General features: G+C 43.8%; 13 protein-coding genes. 7 read left to right on the forward strand and 6 right to left on the reverse strand.

The annotated features are described in order from the left end of the window. Nucleotides 1-610 precede the first annotated feature (610 nt). The 7 genes from MJO52_RS04895 to MJO52_RS04925 all read left to right on the forward strand — a co-directional run bounded on the left by MJO52_RS04895 (nucleotide 611) and on the right by MJO52_RS04925 (nucleotide 11306). On the forward strand, nucleotides 611-1768 hold the full coding sequence (locus tag MJO52_RS04895; RefSeq protein ID WP_252084828.1) for an NAD-dependent epimerase/dehydratase family protein: 1158 nt from the start codon (nucleotides 611-613) through the stop codon (nucleotides 1766-1768). 93 nt (nucleotides 1769-1861) lie between these two features. Then, nucleotides 1862-2890, forward strand: a complete 1029-nt coding sequence (locus tag MJO52_RS04900; RefSeq protein ID WP_252084829.1) for a glycosyltransferase family 4 protein — start codon at nucleotides 1862-1864, stop codon at nucleotides 2888-2890. A gap of 972 nt (nucleotides 2891-3862) precedes the next feature. After that, nucleotides 3863-5896 carry a protein-disulfide reductase DsbD family protein gene (locus MJO52_RS04905; protein WP_252084830.1) on the forward strand — a complete coding sequence of 678 codons (2034 nt, stop codon included), beginning with the start codon at nucleotides 3863-3865 and terminating at the stop codon, nucleotides 5894-5896. Between the two features lie 82 nt (nucleotides 5897-5978). After that, nucleotides 5979-6482 (forward strand): protein disulfide oxidoreductase, encoded by a 504-nt coding sequence (locus MJO52_RS04910; RefSeq protein ID WP_252084831.1) that lies wholly within the window; start codon nucleotides 5979-5981, stop codon nucleotides 6480-6482. Between the two features lie 148 nt (nucleotides 6483-6630). Continuing rightward, nucleotides 6631-7449 carry an MBL fold metallo-hydrolase gene (locus MJO52_RS04915; RefSeq protein WP_252084832.1) on the forward strand — a complete coding sequence of 273 codons (819 nt, stop codon included), beginning with the start codon at nucleotides 6631-6633 and terminating at the stop codon, nucleotides 7447-7449. 119 nt (nucleotides 7450-7568) lie between these two features. After that, a complete protein-coding gene (locus tag MJO52_RS04920) occupies nucleotides 7569-8279 on the forward strand; it encodes an aspartate/glutamate racemase family protein (RefSeq protein ID WP_252084833.1) in 711 nt (236 codons plus the stop codon). A gap of 504 nt (nucleotides 8280-8783) precedes the next feature. Beyond that, nucleotides 8784-11306 (forward strand): TonB-dependent receptor plug domain-containing protein, encoded by a 2523-nt coding sequence (locus tag MJO52_RS04925; RefSeq protein ID WP_252084834.1) that lies wholly within the window; start codon nucleotides 8784-8786, stop codon nucleotides 11304-11306. A gap of 68 nt (nucleotides 11307-11374) precedes the next feature. Here MJO52_RS04925 and MJO52_RS04930 read toward each other — a convergent pair whose 3' ends face one another. The 6 genes from MJO52_RS04930 to nuoJ all read right to left on the reverse strand — a co-directional run bounded on the left by MJO52_RS04930 (nucleotide 11375) and on the right by nuoJ (nucleotide 17714). Next, nucleotides 11375-11833, reverse strand: coding sequence for a hypothetical protein (locus tag MJO52_RS04930; RefSeq protein ID WP_252084835.1), 459 nt, complete (start codon nucleotides 11831-11833; stop codon nucleotides 11375-11377). Between the two features lie 82 nt (nucleotides 11834-11915). Continuing rightward, entirely contained in the window at nucleotides 11916-13457 is a 1542-nt protein-coding gene (locus tag MJO52_RS04935; protein ID WP_252084836.1) for an NADH-quinone oxidoreductase subunit N, read from the reverse strand. Next, entirely contained in the window at nucleotides 13454-15046 is a 1593-nt protein-coding gene (gene nuoM / locus MJO52_RS04940; RefSeq protein ID WP_252084837.1) for an NADH-quinone oxidoreductase subunit M, read from the reverse strand. Before nuoM ends, MJO52_RS04935 begins: the two co-directional genes overlap by 4 nt. Beyond that, nucleotides 15043-16881 (reverse strand): NADH-quinone oxidoreductase subunit L, encoded by a 1839-nt coding sequence (gene nuoL / locus MJO52_RS04945; protein ID WP_252084838.1) that lies wholly within the window; start codon nucleotides 16879-16881, stop codon nucleotides 15043-15045. Before nuoL ends, nuoM begins: the two co-directional genes overlap by 4 nt. 1 nt (nucleotide 16882) lies before the next feature. Next, entirely contained in the window at nucleotides 16883-17200 is a 318-nt protein-coding gene (gene nuoK, locus MJO52_RS04950; RefSeq protein ID WP_435583630.1) for an NADH-quinone oxidoreductase subunit NuoK, read from the reverse strand. Further along, nucleotides 17190-17714, reverse strand: a complete 525-nt coding sequence (gene nuoJ / locus MJO52_RS04955; protein ID WP_252084839.1) for an NADH-quinone oxidoreductase subunit J — start codon at nucleotides 17712-17714, stop codon at nucleotides 17190-17192. Before nuoJ ends, nuoK begins: the two co-directional genes overlap by 11 nt. Between the last annotated feature and the right edge of the window lie 165 nt (nucleotides 17715-17879).

Below are 17879 nucleotides of genomic sequence, written 5' to 3' on the forward strand. Positions count from 1 at the left end.
TCTGGCAGGCATAAGTTTTTCGTACAGCAAATAATAAAGTCCCGTGTTTTTATGAGTGCAGGTTTTTTTCAATGTGAGGAATAGGTTTGGTAGCTCTGATGGCCCTGCCTTGCGTGGATGGGCTCAGGTTTTCCTGATCATGATTGGAATGTGGAAGGAATGTGCAAATGTCTGTTGCTCATGAAATGGTGGTGATCTATGCCGGTGAAGATAATCAAAAATGATTGTAAATCTTGTCTGATCGGTTGGGACATGCTTAGTAATTTGAAGGTTGTTCAAAGTAACGTTGAATTCCTGAATGATCTACTCTGTTCCCACAAAAGCCAAAGAAAGTGAAGATTGGCGCTATTTCCCTTTGATTGGCGCTTATTTTAACTTTGACGCCATATATTTCACACTGCAAACAGTGAGATAGTTCTAGCAGAGATACTTGGCTTTATCCGTGAGCTAAGTTTGAGTGGAAATTACTGATAAAGATAACCAATAAGCGAAAGGATTTTGCTCTTGGATTGGATATGCCGCTAGTGAAGATAATCTAGTTCGTTATCAATAGTTGATTCAGTGTATTCAAATAGAAGTCATTTTTCTGTCACTAATAAATGAGGTTAGGGTGAGAAAAGTACTGGTTCTTGGTGGGGATGGATTCTGCGGGTGGCCAACCGCCCTTCATCTTTCTGATGCAGGCTATGAAGTTATAATTGTCGATGATTTTTCAAGGAGAAAAACCGATATAGAGCTGGAAGTCGAGTCGCTCACGCCTATTCAACCATTAGGAGAGAGGCTGAGGGTTTGGCGAGAGGTGTCGGGCAAGAATATTCGGCATGTTGTAATCACTATCGGTAAAGAATATCACAGGCTGCTAGAGCTATTAGTTACCGAGAAACCGCACACAATTGTACACTTTGCCGAACAGCGATCAGCGCCTTATTCGATGAAGTCATCAAGCCATAGACGTTTGACGGTTAATAATAATTTGAGTGCGACCAACGATATTCTTGCCGCGATTGTAGAGAGTAAGCTGGATATTCATCTTGTACACCTGGGAACTATGGGTGTTTATGGTTACGGCACTGCAGGCATGAAAATCCCAGAAGGATACCTCAAGGTGCAAGTGGAAGAGGAAGGTAGATTTGTAAGTTCGGAAATTTTATATCCTCCAAATCCTGGTTCTATCTATCATATGACTAAGGCTCAGGATCAGTTATTGTTTGCTTTTTATAATAAAAATGATGGGCTGCGTATTACTGATTTACATCAGGGTATTGTTTGGGGCACACAAACACATCAAACCCGTAGGGATGAGTATCTTATCAATCGATTTGATTATGATGGAGATTATGGCACTGTATTGAATCGATTTTTAATGCAGGCTGCGATTAATTATCCCCTTACAGTTCATGGTACCGGTGGGCAAAAACGTGCTTTTATCCATATTCAGGATAGTTGCCGTTGTATACAGTTAGCGATAGAAAATCCTCCGGAAAAAGATGATCGGGTCAAAATATTGAACCAGATGACTGAAATACATCGTGTCAGGGATCTGGCGAAGTTGATTGCTGATAAAACAGACGTGGCTATTGCCTATGTGGATAACCCTAGAAAAGAGTCTCCAGAAAATGATTTACTGGCTGTTAATGACCAGTTGCTGGAGATGGGGCTACAGCCGATCACGCTGAGTGATAAGCTTTTATCAGAAGTGGAGCAGGTGGCAAAGAAATATTCCAGTCGTTGTGATCAGAGAAAAATACCCTGCTTGTCAAAATGGTAAGTGTCGGAATCGTTTCAAGCTTTATTTAGTGGTTTCGTATTTTGTTGGCGCTGCTTTGAAACGATTCTTCTCTTTAGATAAAGGTTTTATGGTATGAAAATATTGATTGCTACGGATACCTATCCGAGGCAGCTTAATGGCGTATCGCGGGTTCTAGAGAAAACCATAAAAGAATTGTCTGTTCGAGGGCATGAAGTCAAGCTTTTATCTGTTGATGACTTTAGGTATTTCCCCTGGCCTGGATATCATGAAATTAGAATTGCAGTATTCCCTGGTTCCCGTCTTGCTCGTATTGTTGATGACTTTTCCCCAGATACTATTCATATTATGACAGAGGGGCCAATTGGTATTTCCATGCGGAGATATTGTAAAAAGCGAGGTTTAAGATATACAACTTCATGGCTTTCAAGATTGTCTGAATATGTTTCCCTAAGATACAAAATACCTGTAAGTTGGTTGCATAGACTACTTGTGGATTTTCACCAGTCTGCAGCTCAAACGATGGTGACAACTACAAGTATGGAGGCAGAAGCAAGAGATTTAGGTATTAGTAGGATTGTTCGCTGGCGTCGAGGAGTGGAGTTGGATAAATTCCACCCCGTTGAAACTGAAATTTTTTCAGGGCTGCCCAGGCCAATTATGTTAAATGTTGGTCGTATTGCTGTGGAGAAGTCACTAGATAGATTTTTGTCTATTAATATTCCTGGAACCAAAGTGGTGGTAGGAGATGGTCCTCAATTAAATGCATTAAAGAAAGAGTTTCCAGAAGTGATTTATCTGGGGGTAAAAGAGGGAGAGGCATTAACCGAGTGTTATGCTGGAGCGGATGTTTTTGTATTTCCATCTTTAACAGATACCTTCGGTTTGGTGAATCTTGAGGCGTTAGCTTGTGGCCTGCCAATTGCGGCCTATCCGGTCACCGGGCCAAGAGATATCATTGGCGATGCACCCGTTGGTGCTATGGATGAAGATCTTGGGGTGGCTATTAAAAAAGCTCTTACATTCAAATCAGAGGATTGTATCGCACGAGCGAGAACTTTCTGCTGGGATTTGGCTACTGAGGACTTTTTGGAGAATTTGGTTCCTGTTAATGTTGAGCATCCTGTATTGGCTGAATATTGAAAAGATAAATTACGTAAATCTTGTTAGTGTGGATAAAAAGAGTTAAGTCCCGCTTGTATTTAATAAGTATGTGTAATGACCTATTTCAGATTAAAGATGAAAGTATGTGTTGGGGGCTTTCGATCTCGTGCAAGGGTATTATATATCAATGATATCATTAAAGCTTTCATAGAAAATTTAGGTTGAATTTTACAAGTTTTCACGCCCAAAGACTCAATTCCAGAGTGCCATTGTTATTTTATAAATAATTTTTCCACTCTTTATGAGCCCAGAAATAAAAGAAATCTTAAACATTGCGTTGAAAGATAAGTGCTCACTAGAATTATTGCTTCTTATTGTTTTTCTCTACAGTCTGTCAGATTAAATTACCTATCTCTTTGAGGCACTATTCGCCGTAAAAGCGCAGATACATTAAATCAGAAAACATATTCTGGCGGATTTTGCTGATAAATTTCAGATAATTGCCTTTTTCTTAGGCGTCACTCCCTTTTCCATAAGATTGATACTGAATAAGCGAGAGACCAATATGGAAAGCAATGGGCGCTGGAAAGGGCATAAGGAACGCCGTCATAATATTCAACGACTGACAAGCGGTTGATCTGTAAGCGGTCTGCCAGAGCCTCGATATCTATTTCCAATCAATAATTTTCCTACTATGTGCTGATGAGTATCTAAATACCAGACTAATCGGCGGCTATTTTTTTGTGCCAAGATGAGCTGTGAGTAAGTTTTAGGTCTCTGACCAGCCTGGAGCCTAAGGAGCGATGGTTATAGATTATTGAAAAACTTAAAGGGCTGACGAAGATCTCAACCGAGAACCTGCGTCTAATTACAAAAGTTAGTAAGGGGATATTGACGGGGTAATCTGCGTCCAATTTATTGATCTTAAGTGGTTATCTCTCAGTATAGTGTTCATAGATAACCAGTATTGCATTTTTAAATTTCCCAGGCATAAGGCCCAAGGAAAAGAGTGTGTTTAAAATCAAGTTTGTCTTGATAATCATCATTAGTGGATTGGCTTTTTTTTATGGTTCTTTCCTTTATGCAGAGGAAGAGGCTTTCGGCGATCATGTGCGTATACGTTGGTTGGCCCCTTCTAGCTTTGAAGAAGTACGCACCGAAAAAATTGGTATCTACTTCGAGGTGGACCCTGAGTGGCACGTGTATTGGCGAAATCCGGGAGATTCCGGAGCCGCGCCCCGTTTTAATATACAGGCTTCGGGGGCAAGCATAGGAAATATTGAATGGCCTTTTCCAACTCGTTTGAAGGTGGAACACCTTACAAACCTGGGTTATGAGAGCAGTGTTGCCTATCTTTTTGACCTGAAACCCAAGTCAGGAGCTGAGCAAGTCGCTTTGAAAGCGGATCTTGAATGGCTTGTGTGTAAGATCGAGTGCATTCCAGGACGTGGCACCATAACCTTAATCCGCCCTGTTGGGAAGCAGCCCAAATGGACAGGAGATGACTTGATAATAAGGGATTACTTTGCAGAGAGAGTGCCTATCTCGAGTGAAAGCAGCCCTTGGATGATAAAATCGCTGGTTCCTCAAGGAAAAGACCGCATACGCCTGTTGATTGAAGCACGTGAGAAAGGTCAGGTACCACAGGTTTTTCCACTGGATGGAAAAGTCATCTCTCCCGCCAAGCCAAGGGTCCGAAGAGATGGTTGGTCACTCATCTATCTCTTCCAGCGCCAGCCTGAGGCGACTACTCCCGCGGTAACTAGTTTTGTCATCAGTGATGGAAAACAGGCCTGGAAGTTTGATGATGTCTCCTTCGGTAGCCCTCTACCTACTGAGAAGTGGCGTCCAATTTGGCTGATCATCCTCACGGCATTTATTGGCGGGGTCATATTGAATCTGATGCCCTGTGTTTTCCCTGTTCTTTCAATCAAGCTGCTTGGCTTAATAGGGGAGGGCTATAGCGGTGGTTCTCGCCCGTTGGAAGGGCTCATTTATGCTGCCGGCGTGGTTAGCACCTTTACGATCCTAGGCTTGTTACTTTTACTACTTCGAGCAGGTGGGGCATCTATAGGGTGGGGCTTTCAACTTCAGTCCCCTGAAGTGGTGTTGAGCCTGATTGTATTATTTTGGGTGATGGCAATGTCTTTTCATGGAGTCTTTGAATTTGGCCAACACTTGGTGAAGGTTGCAGGCCTGAGTAAAGGGGGAACCTTTGGTACAGGTGCCCTTGCAGTGTTTGTTGCTGCACCCTGTACTGGACCATTTATGGGCGTAGCGTTGGGCTCTGCAACAATATTACCTCCACTGGAGGCCATGCTTATCTTTATCTCTATGGGGATTGGTTTAGCAGCTCCATTCTTAATTCTCTGTGTTAGTCCATCACTCCTAAGAAGGCTTCCATCTCCGGGGCCATGGATGGAAAAACTTCGCCAATTTCTGGCTTTTCCACTCTACGCTACAGTAATTTGGCTCCTTTGGATTCTGGGTCGAATGGAAGGAGAGATGGGTTGGCTAATGGGTACCTCTATGGTACTGATAGCAACGATTATCCTCTGGATGATACATAACTCCACAGGTTTAGTTAGGGGAATTTCCTGGGGTCTCTTATTTATCAGTTTGCCGTTAGCTTTTAAGGTTATGGAGCGAGCAGATCAGAAAATGATACAAACTTTAGTTTCATGGCAAAAGTATGATCCTGAACTGCTTAAACAGGCGCAACAGGAAAAGCGTTCAGTGTTTGTCGACTACACAGCTGCTTGGTGTGTTACCTGTCAGGTAAATAAAAAGCGAGTGCTTGATAAAGAGGAAACATTAAAACTCTTTCAGGATAATAATGTTTTGTTACTGCGTGCCGATTGGACTCGAGAAGACCCAGAAATTACTGAATCTCTGGCCGCATTAGGGCGCAACTCAATCCCTGTTTATGCTTGGTATCCTGCTGGAGCAAAGAGACCCAAGCTTCTACCTCAGGTATTGCAGGAATTTATGATTGTCGATTTGTTCGAAGATAGTAATAACAACGAAGAGGATGAGGAGCGATAGAGTTGAGCCACTCTTAGTTGTACAGGGTGAGATGGATATCAAAAATTGGCTAGAAAAATTTAAAATATAGGAAAATTTTACGGTGCAAATTCAATGGTACCGGGCGGCGGTAAAAATAGTAGCCTTTTCTATACTAGCTATATTGGTAATGGCTGCGGTTGGCTATTACCAGCAACGAGACCTTCCCAAAGACACAGCTCCACCACTAGAAGGTAAAACCATAAATGGAAACTTGTTAAACCTTAAAGAGATGACAACTCATGGACCAGTCCTTATTTACTTTTGGGGCTCCTGGTGCCCTTATTGCCGTATAGTATCTCCCAAAATATCTGAGCTGGCGCGGGAATATCAGGTTTTGGGAATTGCCATGCAATCTGGTGATGAGGATGAGGTAGAGAAATATATGCTCCGGCACAATCTGAAGTTTCCTACAATCAATGACCCCGTGGGCAGAATAAGTTCCCGTTGGGGAATCAAAGTAACGCCAACGATGATTATTGTGGGGAGTGACGGAAAGATTGCCTGGACTACCAGTGGTGCTACCACCAAGCTTGGCTTGAAATTGCGTATGGAACTCACGGAGTAGTCTTTTTAGCAGATTAATGACTCAATAAGTCGATGCTGTCACCAATTTTATCCCTACTTTATCAGATATCTAGACCTTCTCGCTGAGGTATAACTATCTTAAATCTCTAGTCTTCTCAATTTTTCGGTCTCAGGCATGGGAGGCTTGTGTGTCGGTCATTGATTCATTTGACTACAAAGATCTTGATGCGCAGAGAGTTGGCAGATTTGATTTTGGGATCAATACCACATTTATTGTTTATCGCTTAAAAGATACCATTATTGATACAGGGCCTAGCAATCAATGGAAGTATGTCAAGTGGTTTGTGAAAAACAAGCCGTTTCGTCAGCTTCTTCTTACTCACCATCATGAGGATCATAGCGGCAATGCCGGCGCTATCTATAAGTTGACAGGAGTTCAACCTCGTGCTCCCAAAGCCACTATAGAAATTCTTAAACGGGGTTTTCGTATACCGCCAATTCAAAGGCTAATTTGGGGAGCTGCCGGGCTGGCTGAAGCAGCCGAATTGCCAAAAGATCTGCGTATAGCCGGTGAAAAAACAATACCTATCGCCGCACCAGGCCATGCTAAGGATATGACCTGTTACCTGATGGAAGACCGGGGCTGGATTTTTACTGCTGACCTCTATGTGGCCAGTCATCTAAAAATGTTGCGTAAGGATGAGAGTATTCCGGTTTTGATGAAAAGCATGCGCAAAGTACTTCAATATGAATTTGATCTTATCTTATGTCCCCATCGGGGTTTGGTAGAGAATGGTAAGAAAAGGCTTCAAGAAAAGTATGATTACTTGCTTAACCTGTCGAGTTCTGCTCAGGAGCTGGGGCGCCAGGGAGTATCACTTAAAGAAATTACTCGTCGTCTTTTGGGGAGGGAGAATATGATGGCTCTTCTTTCAGGTTATAACTTCAGTAAAAGAAACTTGATTGCTTCTTGTATGTCCATGGATCCATCAAAGTACACCGAGTAGCTACTAGCTATATTTTACATTTCTATTTCTTTTATCTGATTGTTTTCCTATTGGTTGTTTTTACTGCTGGGTTACTTTAAATTTGTTACTTAATTTTATAAAAGTTAGGTGAGCAAGTAGTGAAGCGTGAAGTTAGAAAAGTTGGCCTAATTGGTGGTATGAGCTGGGAGAGTACACAGCTTTATTACAGGTTAATTAACCAAGGGGTCAATCGATGTCTTGGAGGATTACACTCAGCAGAAATTATTTTATACAGTGTCGACTTTTATAAAGTGGAGAAGCTACAGCGATCTGGTAACTGGGATGAGGCAGGCTACCTTTTAGCACAAGCCGCCAAAGCGTTGGAAGCTGCTGGGGCAGATTGCATTCTAATTTGTACCAACACCATGCATAAAGTAGCGGATCAGGTGACGGCTTCCGTAGATATTCCTCTCTTACATATTGCCGATGCTGTAGCTGAAGTTTTGCTTAGAGATAAAGTCAATAAGGTAGGGTTGCTGGGTACTGCTTTCACCATGGAGCAGGATTTTTATCGTAAATACATTCAGGAAAAGTACGGAATAAACCTGATAGTTCCCACAGCCCCAGATAGGGAAATTGTTCATCGGGTAATTTATGAGGAGCTTTGTAAGGGCAAAGTTGAAGTTGCATCAAAGCAGCAATATCTGCGTATTATCCACTCTTTGTCGGCTCAAGGGGCGGATGGTGTGATTCTTGGCTGTACCGAGATTGGTATGCTGGTTTCAAAAGAGGATGTGACTATCCCACTGCTGGATACTACTCAAATTCATGCGAATAAAGCTGTGGAATTTTCCTTGAACGCTTCCTAGTCAGTTTTTGGGGCCTATAGGAATATATTGGGGTCCAATACCTTTATGTGGATGTTGGTCCCTACTTATTTTACCTTTTTAGGATGAGCTATTTCACTCTGGGGTAAAAATCAGTTACCATTTCGCATATCCTTTGTTTGTATGACAGTTGCCTACCTAGTACTCTGAAAATTACTTTCTATTAATCTCCTTTAGTTCGTTTTGCTGTGAATTCTCACAGTGACATGAATGTCATTATCACCTCAATAGACATGATTTAAATTGTAAATACCTGTTATTTAGGTATTTTAATTTTCCATTTTTGCTGGCATTTTTTACCTGTGTCACGCTTCTTGCAGTGATGAAGAATGATGATGTCCATCATTGGAGGGGCGGGCTATATCAGTACGCTATTCGGCACGTACTGTTCCAATCAGGATAGATTGCTTCGTACCCGGTACCACACTGCCGAAAAATGATCGATTAGCATTGGAAGATAAAACCAATAATTGACAGGGTAATTACATGAAAGAAAATAAGAAGCGTTGGCTAGCGGCCTGTGGCGCGCCATCGCTATTGGCAATGGCGGTTGCCGCTGTGTCCAGCCCCGCAGTTGCCGAGGATGCACTTCTGGAGGAAGTCATCACTATCGGTACCCGTGTTGAGGGGCGTTCGGCTACGGATTCCTCCGCACCTATCGACATCGTTACTGGTGACGAATTTGTTAACCAAGGTGATGGTGACCTCAACAACCTACTGCGCAATGTTGTGCCTTCCTACAATGTCAATGCCAAGCCGATCTCCGATGCCGCATCAATTGTACGCCCGGCCAACCTGCGTGGACTGCCGCCCGATAGCACCCTGGTTCTAGTAAACGGTAAGCGCCGCCACCGTGCTTCTGTGATTGCTTTCCTTGGTAGTGGCGTATCGGATGGTGCCCAAGGACCTGATATCTCTGCTATTCCAGCGATTGCACTGAAGCAAGTAGAAGTACTCCGTGACGGTGCGGCCGCTCAGTACGGCTCTGATGCCATTGCCGGGGTGATTAACTTCCAGCTTAAAGATGCTGCTGAGGGTGGCACCGTTGAGGTGAAGCATGCTACCACTGCCGAGGGTGATGGCGACCAGAGTATGGTTGCTGCCAACTTTGGCCTGCCGTTGACCGATTCTGGTTTTGTAAACTTCAGTATGGAGTATCGCGAGCAGGACTCCACAAGCCGCAGTACCCAGCGGGACGATGCTGCGCAGCTGATCGCCGATGGCAATACTCATGTTGCTAATCCAGCGCAAATTTGGGGTCAGCCCGAAGTTGATGATGACACTAAGTTCTTTATTAACAGTGCCATTGAGCTGAACGATACTGTTGAGCTATATGCCTTTGGTAACTACGCCAGCCGTTCAACCGATGGGGGATTCTATTTCCGTAATCCAGAAAATCGAGATGGGGTTTTTACCTATAAGGATGAGGTTGACACAAATGGTGATGGGGTCCCTGACAAGGAGGTTGTTTTACCTCTGATAGGTGATTTAGATCCCAGCAATGGTATTGATAATTGTCAGAATGTCAGTGTCTCTGAAGCCCATGATCTCGATGAATGTTTCTCCTTTACCGAGATGTTCCCTGGCGGGTTTACTCCGCGCTTTGGTGGTGATCTAGAAGATTACTCCATGGTCTTCGGGTTGCGTGGTGAATTGGCCAATGGTATTGGTTACGATGTCAGTGCCAGTAGGGGCCAGAACAAAGTAGATTTCCATATCTACAATACCATTAATGCCACAATGGGCCCAAATACCCCAACCAGCTTTAGCCCTGGTGGTTATGCGCAAACTGAGACTAACTTTAATATTGACCTGACCAAGGCTACTGAAATTTCCGGTAAGGCATTGTATATGGCCGGGGGCTTTGAGTGGCGTGAGGAAGAGTTCGAAGTCAATATGGGGGATGAAGCCTCATGGACTCAAGGTCCATTGACAGAGCAAGAATTCCTTATTGGTTCTAATGGTTTTTCTGGGTTCGGACCTGAAGTTATTGGTACTTTCGACCGCGATAATATTGCGCTCTATACCGACTTTGAACTGGAAGCGACTGATAATCTTCGCTTGGGCACAGCCCTACGCTGGGAAGATTTCTCAGACTTCGGCAGTACTTTCAACTATAAGGTTTCCGGACATTGGGCAATTAATGATGTAATCGCCTTGCGCTCTACATACAGTACCGGCTTTCGTGCACCTACACCAGCTCAGTCAAATATAAGTAATGTGACTACGGCTTTTGCAGATAGTCAGCTAGAGAATAAAGGTACTATCCCACCGACAAACCCTGTTGCGGTATTAAAAGGTGGGAAACAACTACAACCTGAAGAGTCGAAAAACTTTACTATTGGCGCCATTATTGCTGCCGGTGACTGGGATATTACCCTCGATTATTTCCAAATTTCCGTAAGTGATCGTATCACCCAGTCTGCCGATCAGGAACTTAGTGAAGCGGAAAAAGCGCAACTGGTGGCCGATGGTATTAGCGGAGCTGATTCACTAACATCGATTCGCTTTTATACCAACGACTTCGACACCAAGACCCGTGGAATTGATGTGGTGGCAACCTATCCGCTCGGAGATGCCACTGACTTAAGTTTCGCAGCAAACTGGACTGATACAGAAGTCACCAAGTATCGGGAAGAAACCATCAGTGATATGCGTCTTGGGCAGTTGGAAGATGGTCTGCCCAACATTCGTGGTAATGCAACCATTTCTCATGCGGGTGAAGGATGGCGTGGTCTAGTTCGTTTGAATTACTATGGCAGCTACTGGGAAGCGCACCTGGATGATTACAGCCTACCCATTGATGCCGGTGATGAGTGGACTGTGGATATAGAGGGTGCCTATGACTTTAGCGATTCGCTGTCGCTGATCGCAGGGGCTGAAAATCTGTTTAATAACTACCCAGATAAGAACCCCTGGTCAGGTGTTGCAGGCGCTGAATACCCCGAGACAGCACCAATGGGCTTTAATGGTGCGCTCTACTATGTACGTGCACAGTATGAGTTTTAAGCCCTCAGTGAATAGCTTTACTTAAAAGCTATCGTTACTGTAAAAAAGCCCGCTTTATGCGGGCTTTTTTACATGTCCCAGAGAGAGTTAGTTGCCATAGATAAGGTGATACGTTCTTTGTCTTGTATCTGCTTCAAGTCCTCAAAGACTTCTTTTACTTCCATGGACTCAATAGCGCCGTACACCGCTTCATAAAGACTGGAAAAATATCGGTCTACTTCCCTTCCAATATTATTGACCTCTTTGATAGTGGGCGGGTCACTAAGTGGCAGTTGGCGAATAAAATCATGGGCGGATTCTTCATGGGTGTACTGTAACCAGGTCTGCATGACCTTTTGCTGGGCGATTTCTCCATAGTTTGAGAGGTTTCTCGCCATACGTTGTTCATGCTCTAACATATGCCTTAATAACAGTTGAGTTCGATAATCCTCAGATTTTTCAAGTAAATTCTCGTAAAGGTCTGCCATATCCAGGTGAAACTTTTCTGCATCCTGAATGATTTCAAATGCCTGCTTGAAAGTCTTCATAGGTCTGCCCTTTGATACCCAGGAAATTGTTATTGGGCGGAAAACAGGTCGTATCTTCTTGCGGCCATACCCTAATTAATCTTTATAGTGCATTTATCCAGTTGATCAAGATCTGAGGAAAAATACCGAATACTAACAGAGCCCCCGTCAGTGCCAGTAGTAACAACTGGCCAGATGCAGCAATTTGTACTGTGCCGTTAGAGGTTGTATCCAGGGAGCTATCACGTTGTACTAGGGTAAGAAGTAGTCTTAGATAATAGAAAAGTCCCAGAGCACTACCGATAACCACACCCGCTAGAAGCCCCCACATTTCACCCTCAACCCCTGCTGTAAACACGTAGAACTTGCCAATGAAGCCAATAGTTAGCGGTATGCCGGCAAGGGAGAGGAGCATGGCAGCGAAACAGCTGGCCAACCAGGGGGAGCGCCAGAGCAACCCCTGATAAAATGCACGCTGATAGGGATTCTGGCTATCTGAAGTGGGATTTTCAGGGTACTCTCCACTGAGCACTTTTTCTTCAACCGAATCGGCGACCAAGCCCACTATCGCAAAAGCACCTAGGGTAGTAATTATGTAAGCTATCAAGTAATAAATAACGGCCTCTGTGCCAAAGGTGCTTTTTCCTATGATAAAAGCCACAATCAAATAACCGATATGTGCAATTGAAGAGTAGGCTAAAAGGCGTTTGATATTCGACTGCATTAATGCGAGAAGATTTCCTACAATCATACTGGCTATGGCTGCAATAGAAAGCATATCGATTAAAGTTTTGCTGCTGTATAGGTCCAGAGTATTAAAGAAACGTAATAGGAAGCCAATAACCGCTCCTTTGGCTACGGTTGCAATCAAGGCTGTTGTTGGCGTGGGGGCCCCTTGGTAAACATCAGGTGTCCAAATATGAAAGGGCACAAGTGATAATTTAAAAGCCACAGAGATAAGAAATAAAGTAACTCCAGTCGCAAATAGTGTGGAGGTCTGGGATAACTCGGTAATTCGAGAAGCTATGCCGGTAAAGTCTAGCGCGCCAGAAGCGCTATAAATAAGCGCAATACCGAACAGGCCTAATGCAGTGGATAGTGCTGATAGAATTAAATATTTAATGGCTGATTCAAGGGACTGAAGCTGCTCTCTTTTTGGGGATAGATCGCCAGTTAAGGAAAAACCTAGCATGGGGTAAAGAGAGAGGCTAATTAACTCAAGTCCCAGGAAAAATGTTGCAAAATGGCTGGAGAAAATCAGAGTGCAGGCACCAAGCATTGCCAGAAGCAATAAAATATAATATTCCTCTGGATAACTACCAGCTACTCCTTTTGGGTCACAGCGTAGACGTAGGTAGTTGAACCCCATAATACTGACGGCAAAGGCGGTTACCAGTAATATAAGTGTGAAAAATAATGCAGTGTAGTCGATCAGGATAAGCTCAGTTACCTGAAGCGAGCTTGTCGCACCAGTCAGTTCATCGGCAACCCAAAAGCAAGAAGCCATGGCAAGTAGTAGAGTGATTAGGGTGGTTACCAATGCACCCAGGTGCCCACGCCAAAAAGATACCTGTAACAATAGAATAACTATGCCTGCACTAAGTATCAGTAGTGGCAGTATTCCAAAAAGTTCCTGTGCACTCATGGGGTGTTATCCTCAACTGAGGTCGGTTTAAGCTTGGGTGAGAGAGTCTGAGATGATAATTGTTCATTTGATATTTTTTGATCATTTAAAACAGCATCAATTCTTGTTGCGGACCGTTGAACAGTTGGATCGGCAATATCAAAAACTGGTTGTGGGCGTAAACCGATAAAGACTAATAGGACGGCGAGAGTGAGAAGGGCGCTAGATTCCCGTATACTCAGATCTGTAGCCTCGTGTTCCTGAATCGGCTTTTCCAGTCGCTTGTTCAGTTTTCCAAAGAATACCTTTTGCATCATAAGTAAGGCATAGAGCGCTGCACCAATAAGCCCAATTGCAGCCAGGGCTGTAAGCCAGTGATTACTTCGGAAACTACCTACAAGTACGGTGAACTCAGCAACAAAATTGCCTAAACCAGGTAGGCCCAGAGATGCTACTGCGAAGAAAAGTGCAACGGCAGATAACTTTGGCAATCTGGCCCAAAGACCGCCCAACTGGTGCATATCTCTAGTGTGAAAGCGATGCTGAATAGCACCCACCAGGGCAAATAAAGCTGCAGTGCTCAAGCCGTGAGCGATCATTTGCATAACAGCTCCTTGAATAGCAATAGTATCAAGGGCATACAAGCCAAGTAACACAAACCCCATATGGCTAACACTGGAATAGGCTACCAACCTCTTCATGTCTCTTTGAGCAAAGGCGAGCATTGCTCCGTAAATAATACTGAGTGCTCCAATAGTCATTGCTACCGGTGCAAATGCTACTGAGCTTTCAGGAAATAGCGGTAGGTTGAAGCGCAACAAGCCATAAGCACCCGTTTTAAGGAGAATGGCGGCCAGTAGGATACTCCCTGCTGTAGGTGCCTGAGTATGTGCGTCTGGTAACCAAGTATGGAAAGGTAAAGCTGGTAATTTGACAATGAAAGCAACAAAGAACCCTAGCATTATCCAGTAGGCAATTCCGGGTGATAGACGGGCATCTAGCAGGGCATTGTAATTAAAAGTGAGCTGTCCGGTGTTGGTGTAGTGGATATAAACAAGAGCAACTATCGCAATAAGCATTAGAAGACTGCTTGCTTGAGTAAAAATAAAGAACTTGATTGCGGCGTAAATACGTTGCTCATAACCCCATACTGCGATTAAGAACAGCATGGGTATCAGCATGACTTCCCAGAAAAAGAAGAAAAGGAAAAGATCAATAGCGGTAAAGACACCAACAACACCGGCTAAAGTCCATAGGTAATTGAAATAGAAAAAACCTCTGCGAAAATTAATATCATTCCAGGTCATTACTATCCCAAAAATTCCCATTGCCAGTGTCAGTACCAGCATGAGAAAACTTAAGCCATCAATGGCTAAATGGAAGTCAATTCCAAATCTGGGAATCCAGGGTATTTGTAAACTTTCCCACCAAGGCTCCGATGTGCCAACTTCTGTTGAATGAATAAATGTTGAGTAATTTGTGAGTAATAAGGCGGCAAGTAATAAGCTGATCATACTGATCCAGCGCCCACCAGTTTTAAAATAGCGCTCAGCTAGCCAGGCTAGCAAGCCGCCGGCGAACAATATAATAATGATCGTTAAAAGGGTCATAACGCCACCAGAAGTGCGAGGAATAAAATGGAACCAACGGCGAAGGTAGTTAGGTACCAGCGCACTTGTCCATTTTGCGAGGTACTTAGAAGAGCATGCATTTGTCGGCTAATTGTTGCGGTGCCTTTGTAAATGCTATCAATAATATCATTGTGGTTTATTTGAGTAAGAAACTTGAAAGGTCGCACCAGTAGATGATCGTATATCCAATCGAATCCCCAGCCGGAGAACCAGAACTGCAATAGACTTGAACGTTGTTCTCCTGTTCTTTGCTCATGACGGAATAACTTCCAGGCAATGGCAAGGCCTATTAATGGCATTGCAATAGCAGTGCCTTCGATCCAGGGGGAGTGGGCTTCGTCTGGGCGAACACCAAATACGGATTGCAGCGGCGGGGCCAATAAGCCACCAAATAATGCCAACACTGCGAGAATACAGAGAGGTATGCTCATTACAGGGATATTGGCATCTTTACAATGAGTGGAAGCCTGACCTTCTCTTCCCAAAAACACGAGAAATAATACACGGAAACTGTAAATTCCGGTTACGAGTGCTCCGAGTATGCCGGCGAGCCACAAGATGTTAATGCCATGGTGATATTCCCAGGCGCTCAATAATATATGGTCTTTACTATAGAATCCTGAGGTGAAGGGAAGTGCAGCAAGGCATGCACATCCAATGGTAAAACAAATAAAAGTAAGTGGTATTTTTCGATACAGTCCACCCATTGAAAAAACATTTTGTTCATGATGCAGGCTTAAAATTACTGATCCTGCAGATAGGAATAGCAGGGCCTTAAAAAATGCATGAGTCATTAAGTGAAAAATAGCGCCAGACCAAGCACCAACGCCTAAAGCAAGAAACATGTAACCGATCTGACTAATTGTGGAGTAGGCGAGTACTCTTTTTATGTCACTTTGAGCTATTGCACTGAAGCCAGCCAGAAGTAGTGTGAGAGCGCCAACGGCTGCCACAGCGGTCATTGCCACTTCCGATAACATATAAAGAGGATGCATACGGGCAATTAAATATACACCTGCGGTAACCATAGTGGCAGCATGTATCAGGGCACTCACTGGTGTTGGACCAGCCATGGCATCAGGTAGCCAGGTTTGCAGTGGTAATTGTGCCGACTTGCCCACGGCACCACCCAGTAAGAGAAGGCACGCTAAAGTGACTATGTCATTGTTTACATCTGGACCGTTTATGGTCGAGACAAGCTCAGGAATGTTTAGTGTTGAGAATTCATAGAAAAGCAGAAACAAGCCGATAGCCATTGCCGTATCACCAATACGGGTGACGATAAAAGCTTTTTGGGCAGCTGCTCCATTGGCTGGATCCTTATACCAAAAACCAATCAGAAGATAGCTGCAGAGTCCAACACCCTCCCAGCCAAGATAAAGTAAGACCAGATTATCAGCCAAAACCAGAATCAACATGGCACAGACAAACAGGTTTAGGTAAGCGAAGTAACGGCGGAAATCCAGGTCTTCCCGCATATAGCCCACTGAATAGAGGTGGATAAGAAACCCAACACCAGTGATAATCAGTAACATCACCATGGTTAGCCAGTCCACGTGGAAATTGAAACCTAGTTTCAGGTTGTCCACCAACATCCACGACCATAGAGAAATATTGATTGATTCAGAGGGATTCCCCCAAAATAAAACAATAGCCACAATTATTGTAAATAGAGCAGCCAAGCCAACACTGCCTACGCCGATATAGGCAATCACTTTTTGCGAAGGCTCATCCCGATGAAATAGTGGGATAGCTACCAATGTGAGGAAGCCAATCAGTGGTAAAAGTGGCACCCAAGCTAATAGGCCCTGCATGTTAGCCTCTCAGTTCATTTAATTGATCAATATCAACAGTATGCTTGCGATGATAAAATTGCAGAACTAAAGCAAGCGCAATTGCTACTTCAGCTGCCGCAAGAGTGACGACAAATAAGAACATTACCTGGCCATCAGCATTCCCCCAATGTGCACCAGCGACTACGAACATCAGTGCTGCAGCATTTGTGCAAATCTCCACACACATCAGCATGAAAATGACATTTCTTCGCATCATTAATCCTGCCAGTCCCAAGCAAAAGAGAATGGCTGCAAGTAGAACACCTGCCTCAAGACCTGGTGCGGTTTCAATTGGCATTATTAGATCCCTCTGAATCAATATTTCTACGACGAGCTAAGTGAAATGCACCAACTAATCCAGCCAGCAATAACATTGAAGCCAACTCTACAGCGAGAACATAGTGGCTAAATAGCGCGATACCTACTTGTTTGGGGCCTATGTAGTGATAGGTTTGACTTGAAGAGATTTGTCCATTACTCACCAATATAATAAGTTGGGCTAATAATAAGGCAGACAATAAAGCCGGGCCGATCCAGGTTCTGGGCTGAAGCCACGCTTGTTCCTGAGCTACAGTGGAATCTCCCTGGTTGAGCATCATAATGACAAAAATAATCAATACCATAATTGCCCCGGCATAAATAATCACTTCTAGAGCAGCAGCGAGAGGGGCTCCAAATTGATAAAAGATTACAGCCACTGCGAGTAGCGATGTCACTAGATAAAGAAGGGCATGTACAGCATTTTTATGAAAAATAACCATGGTTGTGGACGCTACGGCTATGGCAGCTGTCAAATAGAAGATAAGATTCATGCCTTTCGGCTCCCTGGTATTGTGTTAGTCGGTTGAGTGATTTTTTCTCAGCGACTTTTCTTGTTTAGTGAATTATTTTTGTTGTTTTTAATTATTGTTTTCTTTGCCGGCGACTGTTGGCTTGTTGATGATTGTTGGGGCCAATAATGATGTGTATTTTTAAAG

Source organism: Microbulbifer variabilis, assembly GCF_023716485.1.
In the GTDB taxonomy this organism is placed as follows: domain Bacteria; phylum Pseudomonadota; class Gammaproteobacteria; order Pseudomonadales; family Cellvibrionaceae; genus Microbulbifer; species Microbulbifer variabilis_B.